This is a genomic window from Burkholderia sp. S-53 (assembly GCF_025560745.1).
Taxonomy (GTDB): Bacteria; Pseudomonadota; Gammaproteobacteria; order Burkholderiales; family Burkholderiaceae; genus Burkholderia; species Burkholderia pyrrocinia.
This window is the reverse complement of the sequence record NZ_CP090483.1, coordinates 2,649,091-2,670,167: the sequence shown is the minus strand read 5'-3', so window position 1 is coordinate 2,670,167 and position 21,077 is coordinate 2,649,091. Positions and strand designations below refer to the sequence as shown.

The 21,077-nt window shown below is 68.5% G+C and carries 21 protein-coding genes; 12 read left to right on the top strand and 9 right to left on the bottom strand.

What is annotated here, in order from left to right:
- Nucleotides 1–26 precede the first annotated feature (26 nt).
- The 9 genes from rng to upp form a co-directional block, all read right to left on the bottom strand.
- Nucleotides 27–1,496, bottom strand: coding sequence for a ribonuclease G (rng, locus tag LXM88_RS17340; protein WP_096471419.1), 1,470 nt, complete (start codon nucleotides 1,494–1,496; stop codon nucleotides 27–29).
- Between the two features lie 8 nt (nucleotides 1,497–1,504).
- Entirely contained in the window at nucleotides 1,505–2,137 is a 633-nt protein-coding gene (locus LXM88_RS17335) for a Maf family protein (RefSeq protein WP_047898650.1), read from the bottom strand.
- A 51-nt stretch (nucleotides 2,138–2,188) separates the two neighbouring features.
- The gene (gene rlmH, locus LXM88_RS17330) at nucleotides 2,189–2,659 is read right to left on the bottom strand and encodes a 23S rRNA (pseudouridine(1915)-N(3))-methyltransferase RlmH (RefSeq protein WP_006484265.1); all 471 of its coding nucleotides are present in this window, start codon (nucleotides 2,657–2,659) and stop codon (nucleotides 2,189–2,191) included.
- A gap of 19 nt (nucleotides 2,660–2,678) precedes the next feature.
- The gene (gene rsfS / locus LXM88_RS17325; RefSeq protein WP_047898649.1) at nucleotides 2,679–3,125 is read right to left on the bottom strand and encodes a ribosome silencing factor; all 447 of its coding nucleotides are present in this window, start codon (nucleotides 3,123–3,125) and stop codon (nucleotides 2,679–2,681) included.
- Between the two features lie 4 nt (nucleotides 3,126–3,129).
- Nucleotides 3,130–3,858 (bottom strand): nicotinate-nucleotide adenylyltransferase, encoded by a 729-nt coding sequence (locus LXM88_RS17320; RefSeq protein WP_262542866.1) that lies wholly within the window; start codon nucleotides 3,856–3,858, stop codon nucleotides 3,130–3,132.
- A gap of 11 nt (nucleotides 3,859–3,869) precedes the next feature.
- The gene (hemF, locus tag LXM88_RS17315; RefSeq protein ID WP_262535254.1) at nucleotides 3,870–4,793 is read right to left on the bottom strand and encodes an oxygen-dependent coproporphyrinogen oxidase; all 924 of its coding nucleotides are present in this window, start codon (nucleotides 4,791–4,793) and stop codon (nucleotides 3,870–3,872) included.
- A gap of 118 nt (nucleotides 4,794–4,911) precedes the next feature.
- Nucleotides 4,912–6,192, bottom strand: a complete 1,281-nt coding sequence (gene purD, locus LXM88_RS17310) for a phosphoribosylamine--glycine ligase (protein ID WP_131946540.1) — start codon at nucleotides 6,190–6,192, stop codon at nucleotides 4,912–4,914.
- A 104-nt stretch (nucleotides 6,193–6,296) separates the two neighbouring features.
- On the bottom strand, nucleotides 6,297–7,025 hold the full coding sequence (locus tag LXM88_RS17305; RefSeq protein WP_262535237.1) for a YebC/PmpR family DNA-binding transcriptional regulator: 729 nt from the start codon (nucleotides 7,023–7,025) through the stop codon (nucleotides 6,297–6,299).
- Between the two features lie 221 nt (nucleotides 7,026–7,246).
- On the bottom strand, nucleotides 7,247–7,897 hold the full coding sequence (gene upp, locus LXM88_RS17300; protein WP_034184848.1) for a uracil phosphoribosyltransferase: 651 nt from the start codon (nucleotides 7,895–7,897) through the stop codon (nucleotides 7,247–7,249).
- Nucleotides 7,898–8,118: 221 nt separating this feature from the next.
- Between upp and LXM88_RS17295 the strand changes: the two genes are divergently transcribed.
- The 12 genes from LXM88_RS17295 (at nucleotide 8,119) to LXM88_RS17240 (ending at nucleotide 21,063) form a co-directional block, all read left to right on the top strand.
- Nucleotides 8,119–8,898: an SDR family oxidoreductase gene (locus LXM88_RS17295; RefSeq protein WP_262535236.1), complete on the top strand. Its 780-nt coding sequence runs from the start codon at nucleotides 8,119–8,121 to the stop codon at nucleotides 8,896–8,898.
- Between the two features lie 53 nt (nucleotides 8,899–8,951).
- Complete coding sequence (locus LXM88_RS17290; RefSeq protein ID WP_262535234.1) at nucleotides 8,952–9,344, top strand: methylglyoxal synthase; 393 nt, start codon at nucleotides 8,952–8,954, stop codon at nucleotides 9,342–9,344.
- A 176-nt stretch (nucleotides 9,345–9,520) separates the two neighbouring features.
- Nucleotides 9,521–10,495 carry a quinone oxidoreductase family protein gene (locus tag LXM88_RS17285; protein WP_262535232.1) on the top strand — a complete coding sequence of 325 codons (975 nt, stop codon included), beginning with the start codon at nucleotides 9,521–9,523 and terminating at the stop codon, nucleotides 10,493–10,495.
- 298 nt (nucleotides 10,496–10,793) lie between these two features.
- Nucleotides 10,794–10,886 (top strand): K(+)-transporting ATPase subunit F, encoded by a 93-nt coding sequence (kdpF, locus tag LXM88_RS17280; RefSeq protein ID WP_006752209.1) that lies wholly within the window; start codon nucleotides 10,794–10,796, stop codon nucleotides 10,884–10,886.
- The gene (kdpA, locus tag LXM88_RS17275) at nucleotides 10,883–12,688 is read left to right on the top strand and encodes a potassium-transporting ATPase subunit KdpA (RefSeq protein ID WP_262535207.1); all 1,806 of its coding nucleotides are present in this window, start codon (nucleotides 10,883–10,885) and stop codon (nucleotides 12,686–12,688) included. The genes kdpF and kdpA overlap by 4 nt, the downstream gene beginning before the upstream one ends.
- A 54-nt stretch (nucleotides 12,689–12,742) precedes the next feature.
- A complete protein-coding gene (kdpB, locus tag LXM88_RS17270; protein ID WP_262535205.1) occupies nucleotides 12,743–14,827 on the top strand; it encodes a potassium-transporting ATPase subunit KdpB in 2,085 nt (694 codons plus the stop codon).
- An 18-nt stretch (nucleotides 14,828–14,845) separates the two neighbouring features.
- Nucleotides 14,846–15,427 carry a potassium-transporting ATPase subunit KdpC gene (gene kdpC / locus LXM88_RS17265; RefSeq protein WP_262535204.1) on the top strand — a complete coding sequence of 194 codons (582 nt, stop codon included), beginning with the start codon at nucleotides 14,846–14,848 and terminating at the stop codon, nucleotides 15,425–15,427.
- 161 nt (nucleotides 15,428–15,588) lie between these two features.
- Nucleotides 15,589–18,432, top strand: coding sequence for a DUF4118 domain-containing protein (locus tag LXM88_RS17260; RefSeq protein WP_262535203.1), 2,844 nt, complete (start codon nucleotides 15,589–15,591; stop codon nucleotides 18,430–18,432).
- Nucleotides 18,425–19,123, top strand: a complete 699-nt coding sequence (gene kdpE / locus LXM88_RS17255) for a two-component system response regulator KdpE (protein ID WP_027786844.1) — start codon at nucleotides 18,425–18,427, stop codon at nucleotides 19,121–19,123. Before LXM88_RS17260 ends, kdpE begins: the two co-directional genes overlap by 8 nt.
- Nucleotides 19,124–19,282: 159 nt before the next feature.
- On the top strand, nucleotides 19,283–19,564 hold the full coding sequence (locus LXM88_RS17250; protein WP_262535196.1) for a DUF333 domain-containing protein: 282 nt from the start codon (nucleotides 19,283–19,285) through the stop codon (nucleotides 19,562–19,564).
- 165 nt (nucleotides 19,565–19,729) lie between these two features.
- Nucleotides 19,730–20,050, top strand: a complete 321-nt coding sequence (gene sugE / locus LXM88_RS17245) for a quaternary ammonium compound efflux SMR transporter SugE (RefSeq protein WP_006497024.1) — start codon at nucleotides 19,730–19,732, stop codon at nucleotides 20,048–20,050.
- A 395-nt stretch (nucleotides 20,051–20,445) separates the two neighbouring features.
- Nucleotides 20,446–21,063: a DUF4126 domain-containing protein gene (locus LXM88_RS17240; protein ID WP_048249428.1), complete on the top strand. Its 618-nt coding sequence runs from the start codon at nucleotides 20,446–20,448 to the stop codon at nucleotides 21,061–21,063.
- The last annotated feature ends 14 nt before the right edge of the window (nucleotides 21,064–21,077 follow it).

The window sequence follows — 21,077 nt, the reverse complement described above, 5'->3', positions numbered from 1 at the left end:
GGTGCCGGCGGCGGATGGGCGGAACCTTACATCAGCACGATGTCGTACTGCTCCTGGCTCAGGTTCGACTCGACCTGCAGCGACACCGGCTTGCCGATGAAGTCGATCAGCATCGCGAGATGCTGCGACTCCTCGTCGAGGAACAGGTCGATCACCTGCTGCGCGGCGATCACGCGGAATTCGCGCGGGTTGAACTGCCGCGATTCGCGCAGGATCTCGCGCAGGATGTCGTAGCACACGGTGCGCGACGTCTTCACCTGGCCCTTGCCCTGGCAGGTCGGGCACGGCTCGCACAGCACGTGCGCGAGCGATTCGCGCGTGCGCTTGCGCGTCATCTCGACGAGCCCGAGCTGCGAGAAGGTATTGACCGTCACGCGCGTGCGGTCGCGCGACAGCGCCTTCTTCAGCTCGGACAGCACCGCGTCGCGATGCTCGGCGTTCTCCATGTCGATGAAGTCGATGATGATGATCCCGCCGAGGTTGCGCAGCCGCAGCTGCCGCGCAATCGTGTGCGCGGCCTCGAGGTTGGTCTTGAAGATCGTGTCGTCGAAGTTGCGTGCGCCGACGTAGCCGCCGGTGTTCACGTCGATCGTCGTCATCGCCTCCGTCTGGTCGATCATCAGGTAACCGCCCGACTTCAGGTCGACGCGGCGCGACAGCGCGCGCTGGATCTCCGTCTCGATGTTGTACAGGTCGAACAGCGGCCGCTCGCCCGTGTAGTGGTGCAGCTTCGGGCTCACGGCCGGCGTGAACTCGGACGCGAATTCGGACAGGCGCTGGTACGTCTCGCGCGAATCGACCTGGATGCGCGTCGTGTCGTCGTTCGCGAAATCGCGCAGCACGCGCTGCGCGAGATCGAGATCCTGGTACAGCAGGCTCGTCGCCGGCAGCCGCTGCGCAAGCCCCACGATCGTCGCCCACGTCTTGCGCAGGTACGTGACGTCGCCGGCCAGTTCGTCGGAGGTCGCGTCCTCGGCGATCGTGCGCACGATGTAGCCGCCTTTCTCGTCCGGCGGGATCACGGCCGTCAGGCGCGCGCGCACGGCCTCGCGTTCGGCTTCGCTCTCGATCTTCTGCGAGATGCCGATATGCGGCTCCTGCGGCAGGTAGACGAGCGTGCGGCCCGCGATGCTGACCTGCGTCGACAGCCGCGCGCCCTTCGTGCCGATCGGATCCTTGATCACCTGGACCATCAGCGTCTGGCCTTCGAACACGGTCTTCTCGATCGGCTGGTGCGGCGTGTTCGATTGCGGCTCGCCGGCGAGCCGTGGATGCCAGATGTCGGCGACGTGCAGGAATGCCGCGCGCTCGAGGCCGATGTCGATGAACGCCGACTGCATGCCGGGCAGCACGCGCACGACCTTGCCGAGATAGATGTTGCCGACCCGCCCGCGCGACAGCGTGCGCTCGACGTGAAGCTCCTGCACCGCGCCTTGCTGGACGAGTGCGACCCGCGTTTCCTGCGGCGTGAGGTTGATCAGGATTTCTTCGTTCATGGTGGGCTTCAGAAGGCGACACGCGCGGCGCGCAACAGCGCCGCGGTCTCAAAAAGGGGCAGACCCATGATACCCGAATGGGAACCGTCGATCCGCTCGATGAATTCGGCCGCGCGGCCCTGGATCGCGTACGCGCCGGCCTTGCCGAACGGCTCGCCCGTTTCGACGTAGCGTGCGTATGCGTCGCGCGATGCCGCCGCGAAGCGCACCGACGAGCGCGACAGCGCGGGCGGCAGCAGTTCACCGCCGGCATCGATCACGGCGACGGCGGTCAGCACCGCGTGTTCGCGGCCCGCGAGGCGCGTCAGCATCGTGAGTGCGTCATCGGCGTCCGCCGGCTTGCCGAGGATCGCGCCGTCGATCGTGACGGTTGTATCGGCAACCAGCACCGGCGCGGCCGGCTTGCCGCTCGCGACGAGGCGCGCACGCGCGGCTTCGGCCTTCGCGACGGTCACGCGTCGCACGTATGCATCGGCGGCTTCGCCGGGCAGTTCGGCCTCGAGCGCCTCGGCGTCCTCGTCGGGGCGCGGCAGCAGCAGCTCGAAGCGCACGCCGATCTGCTGCAGCAGCTCCTGGCGGCGCGGACTTTGCGAAGCGAGGTAAAGAGTCGGGAAAAGCGCGGGGGACGTGCTGGACGGCATGGTGTCGTTATCTCGGTGAGCGCGCGCGGCGCGCGTCTCGAGGACGACGCGTCATGCGCGGTGGTAGGGGTGATTCTGCGTGATGCTCCACGCACGGTAAAGCTGTTCGGCAAGCAGCACGCGTACCATCCCGTGCGGCAGCGTCATGCTCGAGATGCGCAGCAGCACGTCGGCGCGCGCTTTCAGTTCCGGATCGAGCCCGTCGGCGCCGCCGATCACGAATGCGACGTCGCGGCCGTCCTGCTGCCAGCCGGGCAGCGCCTGCGCGAGCTGCATCGTGGTCCAGTCGCGGCCGCGCTCGTCGAGCGCGACGAGGCGCGCGCCCTTCGGCAGTGCGGCCTCGATCTTCTGCCGCTCGGCCGCCATCACGCTTTCGGCGCTGCGGCCGCCCGAGCGCAGTTCGGGCTTGATCTCGCGCAGCTCGATGCGCAGTTCGGGCGGCATCCGCTTCGTGTATTCGTCGAAGCCGGATGCGATCCAGCCCGGCATCTTGTGGCCGACCGCGAGGATGAAAAGCTTCATCGGGACGATTCGTAACGACTTAGCGGCGGCGGGCGGCCGTCTTGCGCGCCGGGCGGGCCGGTGCTTCTTCCTCGTCGTCCTCGTCTTCGCTTGCGGTGGCGAACCCGTTCTGGCCCTTGCCGCCGCCGAGCTTCATCCGCACGGGCTTGTCGCCCCAGATTTCCTCGAGGTTGTAGTACTGGCGCAGGGCCGGCTGCAGGATGTGCACGATCGCGTCGCCGCAGTCGACGAGCACCCATTCGCCGGTTTCCTCGCCCTCGGAGCTGACGATGTCGCCGCCGGCTTCCTTGACCTTGTCGCGCACGCTCGATGCGAGGGCCTTGGTCTGGCGGTTGGAGGTGCCCGATGCGACGACCACGCGGTCGAACAGTTCGGTCAGGTGGCTGGTGTTGAACACCTTGATGTCTTGCGCCTTGACGTCTTCGAGGGCGTCGACGATCACGCGCTGCAGTTTGCGAATATCCATGGAATCAGGTGTGGTAGAGGCGATGTTGAAGAATATAGGCCCATACGGCGGCCGGCACATGCTCGGCCGACGCGTCGGGCATTTGCGCATGGCGCGCGATGCATTCGCGCAGGTGCGCGCGGATGTCGGTCGCGGCAATGTCGAACGCGAGGGTCGTGTCGATCAGCAGGCGGCCGGCCGGCGTGGCCTTCAGCACGTCGGCGCCCGCCTGCCGCGCGGTGATTTCCTGCGCGACGTCCGGCGGCGCCGCGCCGAGCTCGAAGCCCGGGCGCGTCGACGCGCAGATGTGCGCGTAGTTGAACAGCTTGCGCCAGTCGCGCCACGTATCGAGGCGCACGAGCTGGTCGGCGCCGATCAGCAGCGACAGCGACGCGTCGGGGCCGATCCGCTCGCGCCAGCGCGCCAGCGTGTCGACCGTATAGGTCGGGCCGGCGTGCTCGATCTCGTCGGTCGCGACGGTCACGGTCACGCCCGGCAGCACGAGCGAATCCGCGGCCGCGCGCGTCATCGCGAGCCGATGCTCGGCGGCCGACACGTCGCGTTTCTGGTACGGCTGCCCGGCGGGCAGCAGCACGAGCTCGGTCAGGGCGAGCCGCTCGGCGAACCGGCGCGCGAGCGCGAGGTGGCCGTCGTGGATCGGGTCGAAAGTGCCGCCCAGCAAGCCGATACGACGCGGCAGCGGGGCGGGGCGGGCGGTGGTGTCCAGAAACGCGTCCTTTTCTTGGGGCAGCAGGGCGTGCGGGCTCAGACCCAGTCGCGCGGCACGATGAAGTCGCTGTACAGGCGCGCTTCAGGCGTTCCCGGTTCGGGCTGCCAGTTGTAGCGCCAGTTCGCGACCGGCGGCATCGACATCAGGATCGACTCGGTCCGGCCGCCGCTTTGCAGGCCGAACAGCGTGCCACGGTCGAACACGAGGTTGAATTCGACGTAGCGGCCGCGACGGTAGGCCTGGAAGTCGCGCTCGCGCTCGCCGTACGGCAGGTCGGCGCGGCGCTCGACGATCGGCAGGTAGGCCTGCAGGAACGCGTCGCCGACGCTTTGCATCAGGTCAAACGAGCGTTCGAAACCGGGCTCGGAGAAATCGTCGAAGAAGATCCCGCCGATGCCGCGCATCTCGTTGCGGTGCTTCAGGAAGAAATACTCGTCGCACCATTTCTTGAAGCGCGGGTAGAGCTCGGCGCCGAACGGGTCGAGCGCATCCTTGCAGGTCTGGTGGAAATGCCGCGCGTCGTCCTCGAAACCGTAAACCGGTGTCAGATCCATGCCGCCGCCGAACCAGAACACGGGCTCCTCGCCCGGTTTCGTCGCGATCAGCATCCGCACGTTCATGTGCACGGTCGGGCAGTACGGATTGCGCGGGTGCAGCACGAGCGACACGCCGAGCGCCTCGAAGCCGCGGCCCGCGAGCTGCGGGCGCGCCGCGCTCGCCGACGGCGGCAGCGCGTCGCCCGAGACGTCCGAAAAGCCGATTCCCGCGCGTTCGAACACGCGGCCGCCTTCCAGGATCCGCGTGCAGCCGCCGCCGCGCAGGCGTTCGGCCGGCCCGCGCTGCCATGCGTCGGTCGCGAGCGGCGTGCCGTCGAGCGCGCCGAGCGCGTCGGCGATGCGTGCCTGCAGGCCCTGGAGGTACGTGCGCACCCGCGCCACGTCGTAGGTCGAATCGGTCATGTCTGGACTGGGTGCCCCCGCCCGAAGCGGGGGCCGTAAAAAAGGCTTCTGCCGGGCATTCTATCGAACCCCGGCAGAGGAGCGGACGCGCAGCCTTGCGGCGCGCCCGAAGCGATCGTCACACGCTCTTGCGGTTGAGTGCGCGGAAACCGATGTCGCGGCGGTACTGCATGCCTTCGAAATTGATCTGGTTGATCGTGTCGTACGCATGCTGCTGCGCTTCGCGCACCGAATCGGCGAGGCCGACCACGCACAGCACGCGGCCGCCGGACGTCACGAGCTTGTCGCCGTCGCCGAGCGTCGTGCCCGCATGGAACGTGACGGCCTGTTCGGTCTCGGCCGGAATCCCGTTGATGCGGTCGCCCTTGCGCGGCGCGTCCGGATAACCGTGCGCGGCCAGCACGACGCCGAGCGCGGTGCGGCGGTCCCAGTCGAGCTCGACCGTGTCGAGCGTGCCCGCGATCGCCTGCTCGACGACCTTCGAGAAATCGCTCTTCAGGCGCGCCATGATCGGCTGCGTTTCCGGGTCGCCCATCCGGCAGTTGAACTCGAGCGTGCGCGGATTGCCTTCCTTGTCGATCATCAGGCCCGCATACAGGAAGCCCGTGAAGCGGATGCCGTCCTTCTCCATCCCGCGCACGGTCGGCATGATGATCTCGCGCATCACGCGTGCGTGCATCTGCGGCGTGACGATCGGGGCGGGCGAATACGCGCCCATGCCGCCGGTGTTCGGGCCGCGGTCCTCGTCGAGCAGGCGCTTGTGGTCCTGGCTGGAAGCCAGCGCCAGCGCATGCTTGCCGTCGACCATCACGATGAAGCTCGCTTCCTCGCCGTCGAGGAATTCCTCGATCACGACGCGCGCGCCGGCATCGCCGAGCTTGTTGCCCGACAGCATCATGTCGACGGCGGCGTGCGCCTCTTCGAGCGTCATCGCGACGACGACACCCTTGCCGGCCGCGAGGCCGTCGGCCTTCACGACGATCGGCGCACCCTTCGCGTCGATGTACGCGTGGGCCGCGGCTGCATCGGAGAAGGTTTCGTAGTCGGCCGTCGGGATGCCGTGACGCTTCATGAACGCCTTCGCGAAATCCTTCGAGCTTTCGAGCTGCGCGGCTTCGCGGGTCGGGCCGAACACCTTCAGGCCGCGCGCGCGGAACAGGTTGACGATGCCGGCCGCGAGCGGTGCTTCCGGCCCGACGAGCGTGAACGCGACGCCTTCGCGCTCCGCGAAATCGGCGAGTTCGTCGAGCGACGTGATGTCGACGTTCTTCAGGCGCTCGTCCTGCGCCGTGCCGCCATTGCCGGGTGCGACGTAGACCATCTGGACGCGCGGCGACTGCGCGAGCTTCCACGCCAGCGCATGTTCGCGGCCGCCGGAGCCGACGACGAGTAGTTTCATGGGATTCCCCGCAGACTAGAAAACAGGGCGGCCGGCACGCTCAGGCGCGCCGGCCGCGGATTCGGTCGGGCCGCCGCCGCGACAGGAGCACGGCGGCCGGCATCTCATTCCTCGACGATGACGGCGTTCGTATACACGTCCTGCACGTCGTCGAGGTTCTCGAGCGCGTCCAGGAGCTTCTGCATCTTCGCCGCGTCGTCGCCGGTGAATTCGACTTCGTTCTGCGGCTTCATCGTCACTTCGGCGAGTTCGGCCTTGAAGCCGGCGGCTTCGAGCGCGTCCTTCACCGCCGAGAATGCCTGCCAGTCGCACAGCACTTCGATCGAGCCGTCGTCGTTCGTGTTCACGTCGTTCGCGCCGGCTTCGAGCGCGGCTTCCATCAGCGCGTCTTCCGACGTGCCGGGCGCGAACAGGAACTGGCCGACGTGATCGAACATGAACGCGACCGAGCCGTCGGTGCCCATGTTGCCGCCGAACTTCGAGAACGCGTGGCGGACTTCCGCGACCGTGCGGGTGCGGTTGTCGGTCAGCGTGTCGACGATGATCGCCGCGCCGCTGATGCCGTAGCCTTCGTAACGGATTTCCTCGTAGTTCGCGCCGTCCGCGCCGCCGACGCCGCGATCGATCGCGCGCTTGACGTTGTCCTTCGGCATGTTCGCGTCGGCCGCCTTGTCGACCGCGAGACGCAGGCGCGGGTTCGAACTGACGTCGCCGCCGCCGAGGCGGGCCGCAACCTGGATTTCCTTGATCAGGCGGGTCCAGATCTTGCCGCGCTTCGCGTCGGCCGCTGCCTTCTTATGCTTGATGTTGGCCCATTTCGAATGACCAGCCATACCTTTCTCCGTGCCCGGGCGCGCTGCGCGGGCGATTGTGCCAATGTGTCGTTGAATCGGCGGCCGTTTCGGCGGGCATGAAGCCGCGGGGCCGCGCGTGTCGAGTGGATCGGGATTTTATCACGCGGCGACCGTCGGATCGGGGCCGCCGCGCATGGCCGAACAGCCGGGCAGGCCGCCGCGGGATACCCGACGGCGCGCCGCGCAGCCGCGCAGGCAAGTCAGTTCTTGGTGCCGAACAGGCGGTCGCCCGCGTCGCCGAGGCCCGGCACGATGTACGCGTGCTCGTTCAGGTGCGAGTCGAGCGAAGCCACATACAGCTTCACGTCCGGATGCGCGTCCTGGAACACCTGCACGCCCTCGGGCGCGGCGACGAGCGCGACGAACATGATGTTCGCGGCCGGCACGTTGCGGCGCTTGAGCACGTCGACCGCATGCACGGCCGAATAGCCGGTCGCGACCATCGGGTCGCACAGGATGAAGATGCGGTCCTCGAGATCCGGCAGGCGCACGAGGTACTCGACCGGGCGGTGGTCTTCGGCGCGGTACACGCCGATGTGGCCGACGCGGGCGGACGGGACCAGGTCGAGCAGGCCGTCCGACATCCCGATGCCCGCGCGCAGCACGGGCACGATCGCGAGCTTCTTGCCCGCGATCACGGGCGCGTCGACCTCGACGAGCGGGGTTTCGACCCGTCGGGTCGTGATCGGCAGGTTGCGGGTGATCTCGTAGCCCATCAGCAGCGTGATCTCGCGCAGCAGCTCGCGGAACGTGCGCGTCGACGTGTCCTTGTCGCGCATGTGGGTGAGCTTGTGCTGGATCAGCGGGTGATCGAGGATGAAGAGATTCGGGAAACGGCTGTCCTGTTTCATGACGGGGGCGCCTTGGCGGCAAAAGGGGAACGGGGCGACGGCGGGCGCAACGCGGCCGTCGCTTATGGCCGCAATTTTACCAAGGCGCGTCGCATGATCCGGATATTATCGACGCCTCACGACAATCCGCACGCCGCGCCCGCCCGTTCGCCTGCCCGCCGGCGCGAAACGGGGCCGCACCGGGGGCCGCATCGGCGTGCGTCGCCACCAAGGAATCGACGATGGATCTCGGCATTGCAGGAAAGACCGCGCTCGTGTGCGCGGCAAGCAAGGGCCTCGGGCGCGGCTGCGCGGAAGCGCTGGCCGCCGAGGGCGTGAACCTCGTGATCGTCGCGCGTACGCGTGACACGCTCGAAGCCACCGCCGACGCGATCCGCGCGGCGTCCGGCGTGTCGGTCACGGCGGTCGCGTGCGACATCACGACGCCGGACGGGCGCGCGGCCGCGCTCGCCGCGTGCCCGCAGCCGGACATTCTCGTGAACAACGCGGGCGGCCCGCCGCCGGGCGACTTCCGCGACTTCTCGCACGAAGACTGGATCCGTGCGCTCGAGTCGAACATGCTGACGCCGATCGAGCTGATTCGCGCGACCATCGACGGGATGATCGCGCGCGGCTTCGGCCGGATCGTCAACATCACGAGTTCGGCCGTGAAGGCGCCGATCGACGTGCTCGCGCTGTCGAACGGCGCGCGCTCGGGGCTGACCGGCTTCGTCGCGGGGCTGTCGCGCAAGGTCGCCGGCCAGGGCGTGACGATCAACAGCCTGCTGCCGGGGCTGTTCGACACCGACCGGATCGCGACGACGCTCGCCGCGTCGGCACAGGCGCAGGGCGTGACGGTCGACGAAATGCGCGCGCGGCGCACCAAGGACATTCCGGCCGGCCGCCTCGGCACGCGCGAGGAATTCGGCGCGGCGTGCGCGTTCCTGTGCAGCGTGCATGCCGGCTATATCACCGGGCAGAACTGGCTGCTCGATGGCGGCGCGTATCCGGGCACGTTCTGACGCGCCCCTCGATTCACGATCACGACAACAACCGAACGACGAAGGAACTGGAGATGAGCAAACCCCGCATCGCACTGATTGCGCACGACGCGAAGAAGGACGAGATCGTCGCACTCGCGGGTCAATTCCGCGCGACGCTCGCGCAATGCCGGCTGGTCGCGACGGGCACGACGGGCGGCCGCATCGCGGCCGCGCACGGGCTGGAGGTCGAGCGCAAGCTGTCGGGGCCGCTCGGCGGCGACCTGCAGATCGGCGCGGAACTGGCCGAGGGCCGCATCGACATCGTCGTGTTCCTGCGCGATCCGATGACCGCGCAGCCGCACGACCCCGACATCACCGCGCTCGTGCGCGCGTGCGACGTGCACGACGTGCCGGTCGCGACCAATGTGGCGACCGCGCGGATGCTGCTCGACGATCTGGCGCGGAACATGCAGGACGTTTGCTAGGCGGGGCCGCGCTCGATTGCCCCTGCTGGCGGCAGGGCCATGCATGGACGGCGGCGACGCGCGAGAATCGTGCGTCGCGACGCGCACCTGCCGCCCGGTTTCCGCATGAATCGGCCGGCCTGCGCATCGGCGACCCGGATTTTTCCCTGACCGATTGACAGACGAGGAGCGAAACGATGCCGAAAGCAATCCGATACGACCAGGCAGGCGGCCCGGATGTGATGAAGTGGGTCGATGTCGAGGTCAGCGAGCCGCAGGCGGGCCAGGTCCGCGTCAAGCAGCATGCGGTCGGGCTCAACTATATCGACGTGTATTTCCGCACCGGCCTCTATCCGCAGCCGCTGCCCGCCGGGCTCGGGATGGAGGCGGCCGGCGAGGTGACGGCGGTCGGCGACGACGTGACCGCGTTCAAGCCCGGCGACCGCGTCGCCTATGTGTGGTCGTCGCCCGGCGCGTACGCGCAGGAGCGCGTGCTGCCCGCCGATCGCCTCGTCAAGCTGCCGGACTGCATCAGCTACGACGAAGCGGCGTCGGTGATGCTGCAGGGCCTGACCGCGCACTACCTGCTGCGCCGCACGTATCCGGTCAAGGCCGGCGACACGATCCTGATCCATGCCGCGGCGGGCGGCGTCGGCCTGCTGGTCTGCCAGTGGGCGAAGGCGCTCGGTGCGACCGTGATCGGCACGGTCGGCTCCGACGAGAAGGCCGAACTCGCGAAAGCGCACGGCTGCGACCACCCGATCGTCTACACGCGCGAGAACTTCACGCAGCGTGTGAGGGCAATCACGAACGATGCGCTCGTGCCGGTCGTCTACGATTCGATCGGCAAGGATACCTACGTCGGCTCGCTCGACAGCCTCGCGCCGCTCGGGCTGTTCGTGAGCTTCGGCAACGCGTCGGGCCCGCTGCCGCCGATCGACTCGAAGGAGTTCTCGTCGCGCGGCTCGCTGTTCTTCACGCGCCCGACGCTGTTCTCGTACATCGCGAAGCGCGCCGATCTCGAAGCCGCGGCCGCCGAGCTGTTCGACGTGCTGCTGTCGGGCAAGGTGAAGACGAGCATCAACCAGCGCTATCCGCTCGCGGAAGTCGGCCGCGCGCATGAGGATCTCGAAGCACGCAAGACCACCGGCTCGACGATCCTCGTTCCCTGACCATTCACTTCGTGCCGGCGCCATGCCGGCACGCGCCTTCGCGGGCGGCGCTGCGCCGCCGCCCGTCCTGTCTCCGGTTTCTCCCGCCTCGCGTTTACACGTTTTTTATATCCGCCCCGATACCTTTGACCCGTCCTTTACGTGCGTTCCCATAAGGTTCTAGTCGTCTGACTTCGACGACGGAGAACACAAAAATGGATGGGGTATTTATCGGCGCCCTGGTGCTTTTCACCGCGCTGATCCTCGGTTTGATTGCCGGTTGCGAGAAGCTCGTGCAATACGGTCGCGGGGGGCGAGCATGACCTGGATGCTTTGGCTGGCAGGCGCGTCCACCGCGCTGCTGTTCGCGTATCTCGTCTTTGCGCTGCTGCGCGCGGAGGACATCGAATGAACGCGAACAACCTGTTGCAATCGCTGTTGTTCATCGTCGTGCTGCTGGCGGCGGCCGTTCCGGTCGCGCGCTACCTGACGGCGGTGATGGACGGCAGCTCGCGCGTCGTGCGCGTGTTCGGGCCGCTCGAACGCGCGCTGTACCGCATCGCCGGCGTCGACGCCGGCACCGAGATGAACTGGAAGCAGTACGCGGTCGCGACGATCGCATTCAACGCGCTCGGCGCGCTGTTCCTCTACGGCCTGCTGCGCCTGCAGGGCTTCCTGCCCGGCAACCCGCAGCAGTTCGGCGCGATGACGGTCGACGGCGCGTTCAACACGGCCGTCAGCTTCGTCACCAACACGAACTGGCAGGACTACACACCGGAACAGACCGTCAGCTACCTGGCGCAGATGCTCGGCTTCACCGTGCAGAACTTCCTGTCGGCGGCGACCGGCATCGTCGTCGTGATCGCGCTGATCCGCGGCTTCGCGCGTCATACCGCGCAGACGATCGGCAACTTCTGGGTCGACCTCACGCGCGTGACGATGTACGTGCTCGTGCCGATGTCGATGATCATCGCCGCGCTGCTGATGAGCCAGGGCGTGATCCAGAACATGAAGTCGTACCAGGACGTGCCGGTGCTGCAGGCGAGCACCTATGCGGCGCCGAAGCTCGACGCGCAGGGCAACCCGGTGAAGGACGACAAGGGCAACCCGGTGACGGTGCCGACCCCGCTCACGAAGCAGACGCTCGCGATGGGCCCGGTCGCGTCGCAGGAAGCGATCAAGATGCTCGGCACCAACGGTGGCGGCTTCTTCAACGCGAACTCCGCGCATCCGTACGAGAACCCGACGCCGTTCGCGAACTTTCTGCAGATCTTCTCGATCCTGATCATCCCGGCCGCGCTGTGTCTCGTGTTCGGCCGCATGATCGGCGACCGCCGGCAGGGTATCGCGGTGCTCGCGGCGATGACGGTCGCGTTCGTGGTCGCGGTCGGCGTCGAGGTAAACGCCGAGCAGGGCGGCAACCCGACGCTCGTCGCGCTGCACGTCGACCAGTCGACGAGCGCGCTGCAGCCGGGCGGCAACATGGAAGGCAAGGAAACCCGCTTCGGGATCGCGCAGACCGGCATCTTCACGGTCGCGACGACGGCCGCGTCGTGCGGCGCGGTCGACACGATGCACGATTCGCTGACGCCGCTCGGCGGCCTCGTGCCGATGCTGCTGATGCAGCTCGGCGAGGTGATCTACGGCGGGGTCGGCTCGGGCCTCTACGGGATGCTCGTGTTCGCGCTGCTCGCGGTGTTCGTCGCCGGCCTGATGATCGGCCGCACGCCGGAATACGTCGGCAAGAAGATCGAGTCGTACGAGATGAAGATGGTGTCGATCGTCGTGCTGCTCACGCCGCTGCTGGTGCTGGTCGGCACGTCGATCGCCGTGCTCGCCGATGCGGGCAAGGCCGGCATCGCGAACCCGGGGCCGCACGGCTTCTCGGAAATCCTGTACGCGTTCAGCTCGGCCGCGAACAACAACGGCAGCGCGTTCGCGGGCCTGACGGTCGGCACGCCGTTCTACAACTGGATGACCGCGATCGCGATGTGGTTCGGCCGCTTCGGCACGATCGTGCCGGTGCTGGCGATCGCCGGCTCGCTCGCCGCGAAGAAGCGCATCGCGGCGACGAGCGGCACGCTGCCGACGCACGGTCCGCTGTTCGTCGTGCTGCTGCTCGGCACCGTGCTGCTGGTGGGCGCGCTGACCTACGTGCCGGCGCTTGCGCTCGGCCCTGGCGTCGAGCACCTGATGATGTGGCTGGGCGCGTGATGCGCGCCCGCATGGCGACACATTGAAAAGACTGAAGAGATTGAAGAGATCGCAATGACTCAACATTCCGCAACACGGTCCATGTTCGATCCGGCGCTGCTGCGCCCGGCGATCGTGGACTCGTTCAAGAAACTCACGCCGCGCACGCAGTTCCGCAACCCGGTGATGTTCTGCGTGTACGTCGGCAGCATCCTGACCACAATTCTGTGGATCGCGGCGCTCTCCGGCCAGGCCGAGGCGCCGTCGGGCTTCATCCTCGCGATCGCGCTGTGGCTGTGGTTCACGGTGCTGTTCGCAAACTTCGCCGAAGCGCTCGCCGAAGGGCGCTCGAAGGCGCAGGCCGCATCGCTGCGCAGCGCGAAGAAAGACGTGATGGCGAAGAAGCTCAACGAGCCGCATCCGAAGTCGCCGATCCGTATCACGACCGCAACCGAGCTGCGCAAGGGCGACGTCGTGCTCGTCGAGGCCGGCGACGTGATCCCGGCCGACGGCGAGGTCGTCGACGGCGTCGCGTCCGTCGACGAATCGGCGATCACCGGCGAATCCGCGCCGGTGATCCGCGAATCGGGCGGCGACTTCTCGTCGGTGACGGGCGGCACGCGCGTGCTGTCCGACTGGATCGTCGTGAAGGTCACCGCGAACCCCGGCGAGGCGTTCCTCGACCGGATGATCGCGATGGTCGAAGGCGCGAAGCGCAAGAAGACGCCGAACGAGATCGCGCTGACGATCCTGCTGGTGGCCTTGACGATCGTGATGTTGCTCGCGACCGCGACGCTGCTGCCGTTCTCGATGTTCTCGGTCGAAGCGATGAAAGCCGGCCACGTGGTGACGATCACCGCGCTCGTTGCGCTGCTCGTGTGCCTGATCCCGACGACGATCGGCGGCCTGCTGTCCGCGATCGGCGTGGCGGGGATGAGCCGGATGATGCAGGCGAACGTGATCGCGACGTCGGGCCGCGCGGTGGAAGCGGCCGGCGACGTCGACGTGCTGCTGCTCGACAAGACCGGCACGATCACGCTCGGCAACCGCCAGGCGTCGATGTTCGTGCCCGCGCCGGGCGTGACCGAGGAAGCGCTGGCCGATGCCGCGCAACTGTCGTCGCTCGCCGACGAAACGCCGGAAGGCCGCAGCATCGTCGTGCTCGCGAAGGAGCGCTTCAACATTCGCCAGCGCGACATGGCGCAGCTCCATGCGACGTTCCTCGGCTTCTCCGCGCAGACGCGGATGAGCGGCGTCGACCTTCCGGGCCGCGAAATCCGCAAGGGTGCGGCCGATGCGATCCGCCGCTATGTCGAGACGCACGGCAGCCGCTTCCCGGAAGAAGTGCGCCGCGCGGTCGACGAGGTCGCGCGCCGCGGCAGCACGCCGCTCGTCGTGGCCGACCTGCACGAGGGTGCGGCGCGCGTGCTCGGCGTGATCGAGTTGAAGGACATCGTGAAGGGCGGCATCAAGGAGCGCTTCGCGGAACTGCGCAAGATGGGCATCAAGACCGTGATGGTGACGGGCGACAACCGGCTGACGGCCGCGGCGATCGCGGCGGAAGCGGGTGTCGACGACTTCCTCGCGGAAGCGACGCCGGAAACCAAGCTCGCGACGATCCGCGAGCACCAGGCGGCGGGGCGCCTCGTCGCGATGACGGGCGACGGCACCAACGACGCGCCGGCGCTCGCGCAGGCCGACGTCGCGGTCGCGATGAACACGGGCACGCAGGCCGCGAAGGAAGCGGGCAACATGGTCGACCTCGACTCGAACCCGACGAAGCTGATCGAGATCGTCGAGATCGGCAAGCAGATGCTGATGACGCGCGGCTCGCTGACGACGTTCTCGATCGCGAACGACATCGCGAAGTACTTCGCGATCATCCCGGCCGCGTTCGTGACGACGTACCCGCAGCTGCGCGTGCTCGACATCATGCACCTGACGTCGCCGGCGTCCGCGATCCTGTCGGCGGTGATCTTCAACGCGCTGATCATCGTCGCGCTGATCCCGCTCGCGCTGAAGGGCGTCACGTACCGGCCGCTCGGCGCCGCGTCGCTGCTGCGCCGCAACCTGCTGGTCTACGGCCTCGGCGGCGTGCTGCTGCCGTTCCCGTTCATCAAGCTGATCGACATGACGCTCGCCGCACTCGGCTGGGCCTGAGGCCTTGAAGGAAACATCATGAAAACGTTGATTCGTCCGCTCGTCGTGATCTTTGTCGTGCTTGCCGCCGTGACGGGGCTTGCTTACCCGGCCGTGATGACCGTGTTCGGCCAGGCCGTGTTCCCGTCGCAGGCGAACGGCAGCCTGATCGAGAAGGACGGCAAGGCGGTCGGCTCCGCGCTGATCGGCCAGCAGTTCGATGCGCCGAAGTACTTCTGGGGCCGGCTGTCGGCCACGGCGCCGATGCCGTACAACGCGACCGGTTCCGGCGGCTCGAACCTCGGCCCGCTGAACCCGTCGCTCGCCGACCAGGTGAAGGGGCGCATCGCCGCGCTGCACGATGCCGGCACCGACATGTCGAAGCCGGTGCCGGTCGACCTCGTGACGGCGTCGGCGAGCGGCCTCGATCCGGAGATCACGCCGGCCGCCGCCGCGTACCAGGTCGAGCGTGTCGCGAAGGCGCGCAACCTGGCGCCCGACGCGGTCGCGCAGATCGTCGCCGCGAACACGACGGGCCGCCAGTTCGGCGTGCTCGGCGAATCGCGCGTGAACGTGCTGAAGCTGAACCTCGCGCTCGACGCGGCGCAGGCCGCGCACTGATCGCGCGGCGTCCGGGCTCCCGACAACCGGCGTCCGGCGCGGTCCGATCCGCGCCGGACGCGTATTTCTCGACGGCGCATGCGCCGTCTTTGCCTTTTGCGGCGATTTGGAACAACAATGCTCGTACTCGCGCGCATCCGTGCGCTTCGCTTTCCTGACGCATGAACCGTCCCGATCCAGACCAACTCCTCGACAAGCTGCAGCGAGACGAAGAAAAGCAGCGTCGCGGCCAGCTCAAGATCTTCTTCGGCGCATCGGCCGGCGTCGGCAAGACCTATGCGATGCTGCAGGCCGCGCGCCAGCGCCTGCAGGACGGCGTCGACGTCGTCGTCGGCATCGTCGAGACCCACGGCCGCAGCGAAACCGCCGCGCTGCTCGACGGCCTCGACGTGCTGCCGCTTGCGCGCATCGACTATCGCGGCCGCACGCTCGCCGAATTCGATCTCGATGGCGCGCTGGCGCGCCAGCCGCAACTGATCCTCGTCGACGAACTCGCGCACTCGAACGTGCAGGGTGCACGGCACCTGAAGCGCTGGCAGGACGTCTACGAACTGCTCGACGCGGGCATCGACGTATATACGACCGTCAACGTCCAGCACCTCGAAAGCCTGAACGACGTGGTCGGTGCGATCACCGGCATCCGCGTGTGGGAGACCGTGCCCGACCGCGTGTTCGACGCGGCCGACGAAGTCACGCTCGTCGACCTGCCGGCCGAGGAGCTGCTCGAGCGGATGCGCGACGGCAAGGTCTATCTCGCGCAGCAGGCCGAGCGCGCGGTGCGCAACTTCTTCCGCAAGGGCAACCTGATCGCGCTGCGCGAACTGGCGCTGCGGCGCACGGCCGACCGCGTCGACGCGCAGATGCGCGAATACCGTGCCGACCGTTCGATCCAGCGTATCTGGCAGGCGCGCGAGCGGTTGCTCGTGTGTGTCGGTCCGGGCGCCGAGGCACCGACGCTCGTGCGTGCTGCCGCACGGCTCGCCGCGAGCCTGAAGGCCGACTGGATCGCCGTGTATGTCGAGACGCCGCGCCTGCAGCGGCTGCCCGACGCGCAGCGGCAGCGCACGCTCGACGCGCTGAAGCTCGCGGCCGAGCTCGGCGCGGAAACCGCCACACTCGCCGGCGCCGACGCGGTCGCCGCGCTGATCGGCTATGCGAAGGTGCGCAACGTGTCGAAGATCGTCGCGGGCGGCTCGCCGAAGGTCGGGCTCATGCGCCGCGTCGCGCGGCCGTTCGGCGAGCAGCTTGCCGAACGCGCGGGCGACGTCGACCTGATGCTGATCCGTGCGTCCGCGAGCGACGAGGCGCGCGCGGCGCCGCTCGATCCGCGCGCGCGCGACTGGCGCGATGCGTTCGCGCAGTTCGGCACGCACCGTTCGCCGCCGCGGCACTACGTGTACGCGGCCGCGATCTGCGCGGCGATCACCGTCGTCGCAAACGTCGTGTCCGAGCGGCTCGACCTCACGAACCTCGTGATGCTGTACCTGCTCGGCGTCGTGTTCTCCGCGGTGCGGCTCGGGCGCGGCCCGGGCGTGCTGCAGTCGTTCCTGTCGGTGGCCGCATTCGACTTCTTCTTCGTGCCGCCGCGCATGTCGTTTTCGGTCAGCGACACGCAATACCTGCTGACCTTCTTCGGGATGCTGCTGACGTCGCTCGTGATCAGCCACCTGACGTCGACGCTGACGCGCCAGGCGAGCGTCGCGCAGCGCCGCGAGCGCCGCACCGGCGCGATCTACGCGATGGCGCGCGAGCTGGGCGCGGCGCTGACGACCGAGCAGATCGTCGAAATCGGCAGCCGCCACGTGGGCGAGGTATTCCGCGCGCGCGTCGCGTTCCTGCTGCCCGACAGCGCGGACAAGGTGCGCCAGAAGATCGAGGAGCCCGACGCGGCCGTCACGCTGACGGGCGCCGATCTCGACTGTGACGTCGGCCAGTGGGTGTACGACCAGCAGAAGCCGGCCGGCCGCGGCACCGACACGCTGCCCGCGACGGCCGCGCTGTACCTGCCGCTGAAGGCGCCGATGCGCACGCGCGGCGTGCTCGCGGTCGCGTCGCGCGAGCCGCGCGAACTCGAGGTGCCGGAGCAGCAGCGGATGCTCGACGCGTTCGCCGCGCAGATCGCGCTCGCGCTCGAACGCGTGCACTACGTCGAGATCGCGCGCGACGCGCTCGTCAACATGGAGTCCGAACGGCTGCGCAACTCGCTGCTGTCGGCGATCTCGCACGACCTGCGCACGCCGCTCACGACGATCGTCGGCTTCTCGTCGATGCTCGCGAACGGGCGTGCGGCCGCGCAGGGCGGTGATGCCGCGGCGGCCGAACGCTTTGCGCAGCGCGAGGGCGAGCTCGTCGACGCGATCCACGACGAGGCGCTGCGGATGACGGGCATCGTCACGAACCTGCTCGACATGGCGCGGCTGCAGGCCGGCAGCCTGCAGCTCAAGCGCCAGTGGTCGCTGCTCGAGGAAGCCGTCGGCGCCGCGCTTGCCGCATGCAAGCGCGTGCTCGCGCGCCATCCCGCACGGGTGTCGCTGCCGGCCGACCTGCCGCTGCTGCAGATGGACGCGGTGCTGATGGAGCGCCTGTTCACCAACCTGTTCGAGAACGCGGCGAAATACACGCCGCCCGATACGCCGATCGACATCGGCGCGGAGCGCGTGACCGACGACGGCCTGCCGTTCGTGCGCGTGCACGTCGACGATCACGGCCCGGGCCTGCCGGCCGGCATGGAAACGCGGATCTTCGACAAGTTCACGCGTGGCGAGAAGGAATCGGCGACGCCGGGCATCGGGCTCGGCCTCGCGATCTGCCGCGCGATCGTCGAGGCGCACGGCGGTAAAATCGGCGCGCTCAACCGCACCGCGCCCGACGGCCACGTGACGGGCGCGCGCTTCTGGTTCACGCTGCCGGTCGAGACGCCGCCGGCCGCGCCCGCCGTGCCCGACGACGAATCCGACGTGCCGGGCGCATCGTCCCCATCCGAGTCATTGCCAGACCATGAGTGAACCCAGCCTGACCGTCGTCCTGATCGAGGACGAAAAGCAGATCCGCCGCTTCGTGCGCGCCGCGCTCGAAGAGGAGGACATCGCCGTGTTCGAGGCCGAGACGGGCAAGCAGGGGCTGATCGACGCGGCGACGCGCAAGCCCGATCTCGTGATCGTCGACCTCGGGCTGCCCGACACCGACGGCCTCGACGTGATCCGCGAACTGCGCGGCTGGTCCGAGGTGCCGGTGATCGTGCTGTCGGCGCGCACGCAGGAAGAGGAGAAGGTCGCGGCGCTCGACGCGGGCGCCGACGACTACCTGACCAAGCCGTTCGGCGTGTCCGAGCTGCGCGCGCGGATCCGCGCGCAACTGCGCCGCCGCAACCAGGGCGGCGCGAACGAGTCGCCGAAGGTGAGCTTCGGCACCGTGACCGTCGATCTCGCGCTGCGCCAGGTGTGGCGAGACGGCGAGATCGTGCACCTGACGCCGCTCGAATACCGGCTGCTCGCGACGCTCGTGCGGCACGCGGGGCGTGTGCTCACGCACCGCCAGTTGCTGCGCGACGTGTGGGGGCCGTCGCACGTCGAGAGCCATCACTACCTGCGCATCTACATGGCGCACCTGCGCCAGAAGCTCGAGCGCGACCCGGCGCAGCCCGAGTACATCGTCACCGAAACGGGCGTCGGCTACCGGCTGGTCGGCGCCGCGTGACGGGCGTCGCGCGGCAGCGGCAGCCCCGGCTGGCGTGACGCCGCGCGCCGGCAGGGTTGCGTCGGTGCGACAGTTGCGCGGGCCTGCGCCGGCCTTGCACACCGGCCGCGGATTCCCCGTTATGCTGGCCGTTCCGCGAACAAAATCGAGGAGCGTGCAATGTCCGTCCGTCTGGCCGTCATCTGTGCGCTGGCGCTGACTGCGCCCGGCGCGTTCGCCCAACCGCTGCCGCCGGGGCAACAGCCGCCCGCCCAGGCCGCGCTCGCCAATCCCGCGTCGGTCAACTGCGAGAAGCTCGGCGGTCGCCACGTGATCCGCAGCCTGCCGCGTGGGCAGGTCGGGATGTGCATGTTCAAGGATGGCCGCGCGTGCGAGGAGTGGACGCTGTACCGCGACGACCGCTGCGTCGGCGGCGTCGTGCCGAAGCGCGTGTCGAACTGATGCCGAACTGATCGGGCCCGGCCGATCCTGCCCCGGATCGGCCGCCGCCCATGTGTCGCGTCCTGCGTGTCCGTAAGCCTCTTGTTATACTCGGCGCCGCCCGGGGACGACCCCGGGTCATTCGCTTCAACGGGGACGGCCCCATCCGATACGGAGTACGTCGAGATGGCGTGGGTATGGTTGTTGATTGCCGGTTTGCTGGAAGTGGCCTGGGCCGCCGGCCTGAAATCGTCGGACGGCTTCACGAAGCTCGGTCCGTCGGTGTTTACGATCGTGACGGCGCTGGCCAGCTTCGGGCTGCTCGCGGTCGCGATGCGCCAGTTGCCGCTCGGCACCGCATACGCGGTGTGGACGGGCATCGGCGCGGTCGGCGCGTTCGTGTTCGGCATCGTGATGATGGGCGAGGCGTTGACCGTCGCGCGCGTCGCGAGCGCTGCGCTGATCGTCGCCGGACTGGTCGGCCTCAAGCTGTCGTCGGCCGCCTGACGCCGGGTGCCCGGACGACGGGATCCCGGACGCACTGCGCCCGGGCACCACACTGCGGAATTGCGCCGGCTGCCCGGCAACGCACGTTCCCTTGTTTTGGAAAAAATCATTTGTGGGGCTGACCGCCAGAAGGGCCGGTCGCGGCGTCATGCTCCTCGCGAATACGTCGAGTATTCGCCGCGTCGCATTCCTTGCGCTCGGCCCGTCTGGTGGCCGGCGCAAGCCCGTTATTAGCGGGAACAGGTTCTAACCTGTCTATAATGGAACGCATTCGGGCCTGAATGCCGTTGTGCCGTTCGCGGCATGCGGCGCCGGTCGCCACGCGCCGCGCGGCCGGTCTGACCGACCCGATCCGATCGATCGGCAAAGCGCACGGAAAGTGCAAGGAGAGGGCCATGATCGAAGCCATTTCGCTCGGCGCGGGGCTCGCGTGGGCGAGCGGGCTGCGCCTGTACCTGACGGTGCTGATCGCCGGCGTGCTGGCGCGGGTCGGCTGGCTCCATCTGCCCGACACGCTGGCCGTCCTGATGTCGCCGTGGGTCATCGGCGCCGCGGCCGTGCTCGCCCTCACCGAATTCCTTGCCGACAAGATCCCCGCATTCGACTCGCTGTGGGATGCCGTGCACACCTTCATCCGCATCCCGGCCGGCGCCGTGCTCGCGGCCGGCGCCCTTGGCCATGCCGATCCGACCGTGCTGGCGGTCGCCGGGCTCGCCGGCGGTTCGCTCGCCGGTGCCGCACACGTGGCGAAGGCCGGTACGCGTGCGCTGATCAACCTGTCTCCCGAACCGATTTCGAACTGGGTCGCGTCGTCGACCGAGGACGGCCTCGTGGTCGGCGGGCTCGTGCTCGCGTTCTTCGTCCCGCTCGCGTTCCTCGTGCTGCTCGCGGCCTTCATCGCCGCTTCGGCCTGGGCGCTGCCGCGCCTGTGGCGCGGTGTGTCGGGCGGCTTTCGCGGGATGGCCAACCACATGGTGTCGCGGCTCAACTCGATCGGAGGGAAGCGCGATTGAAGGGGCGGCAACAC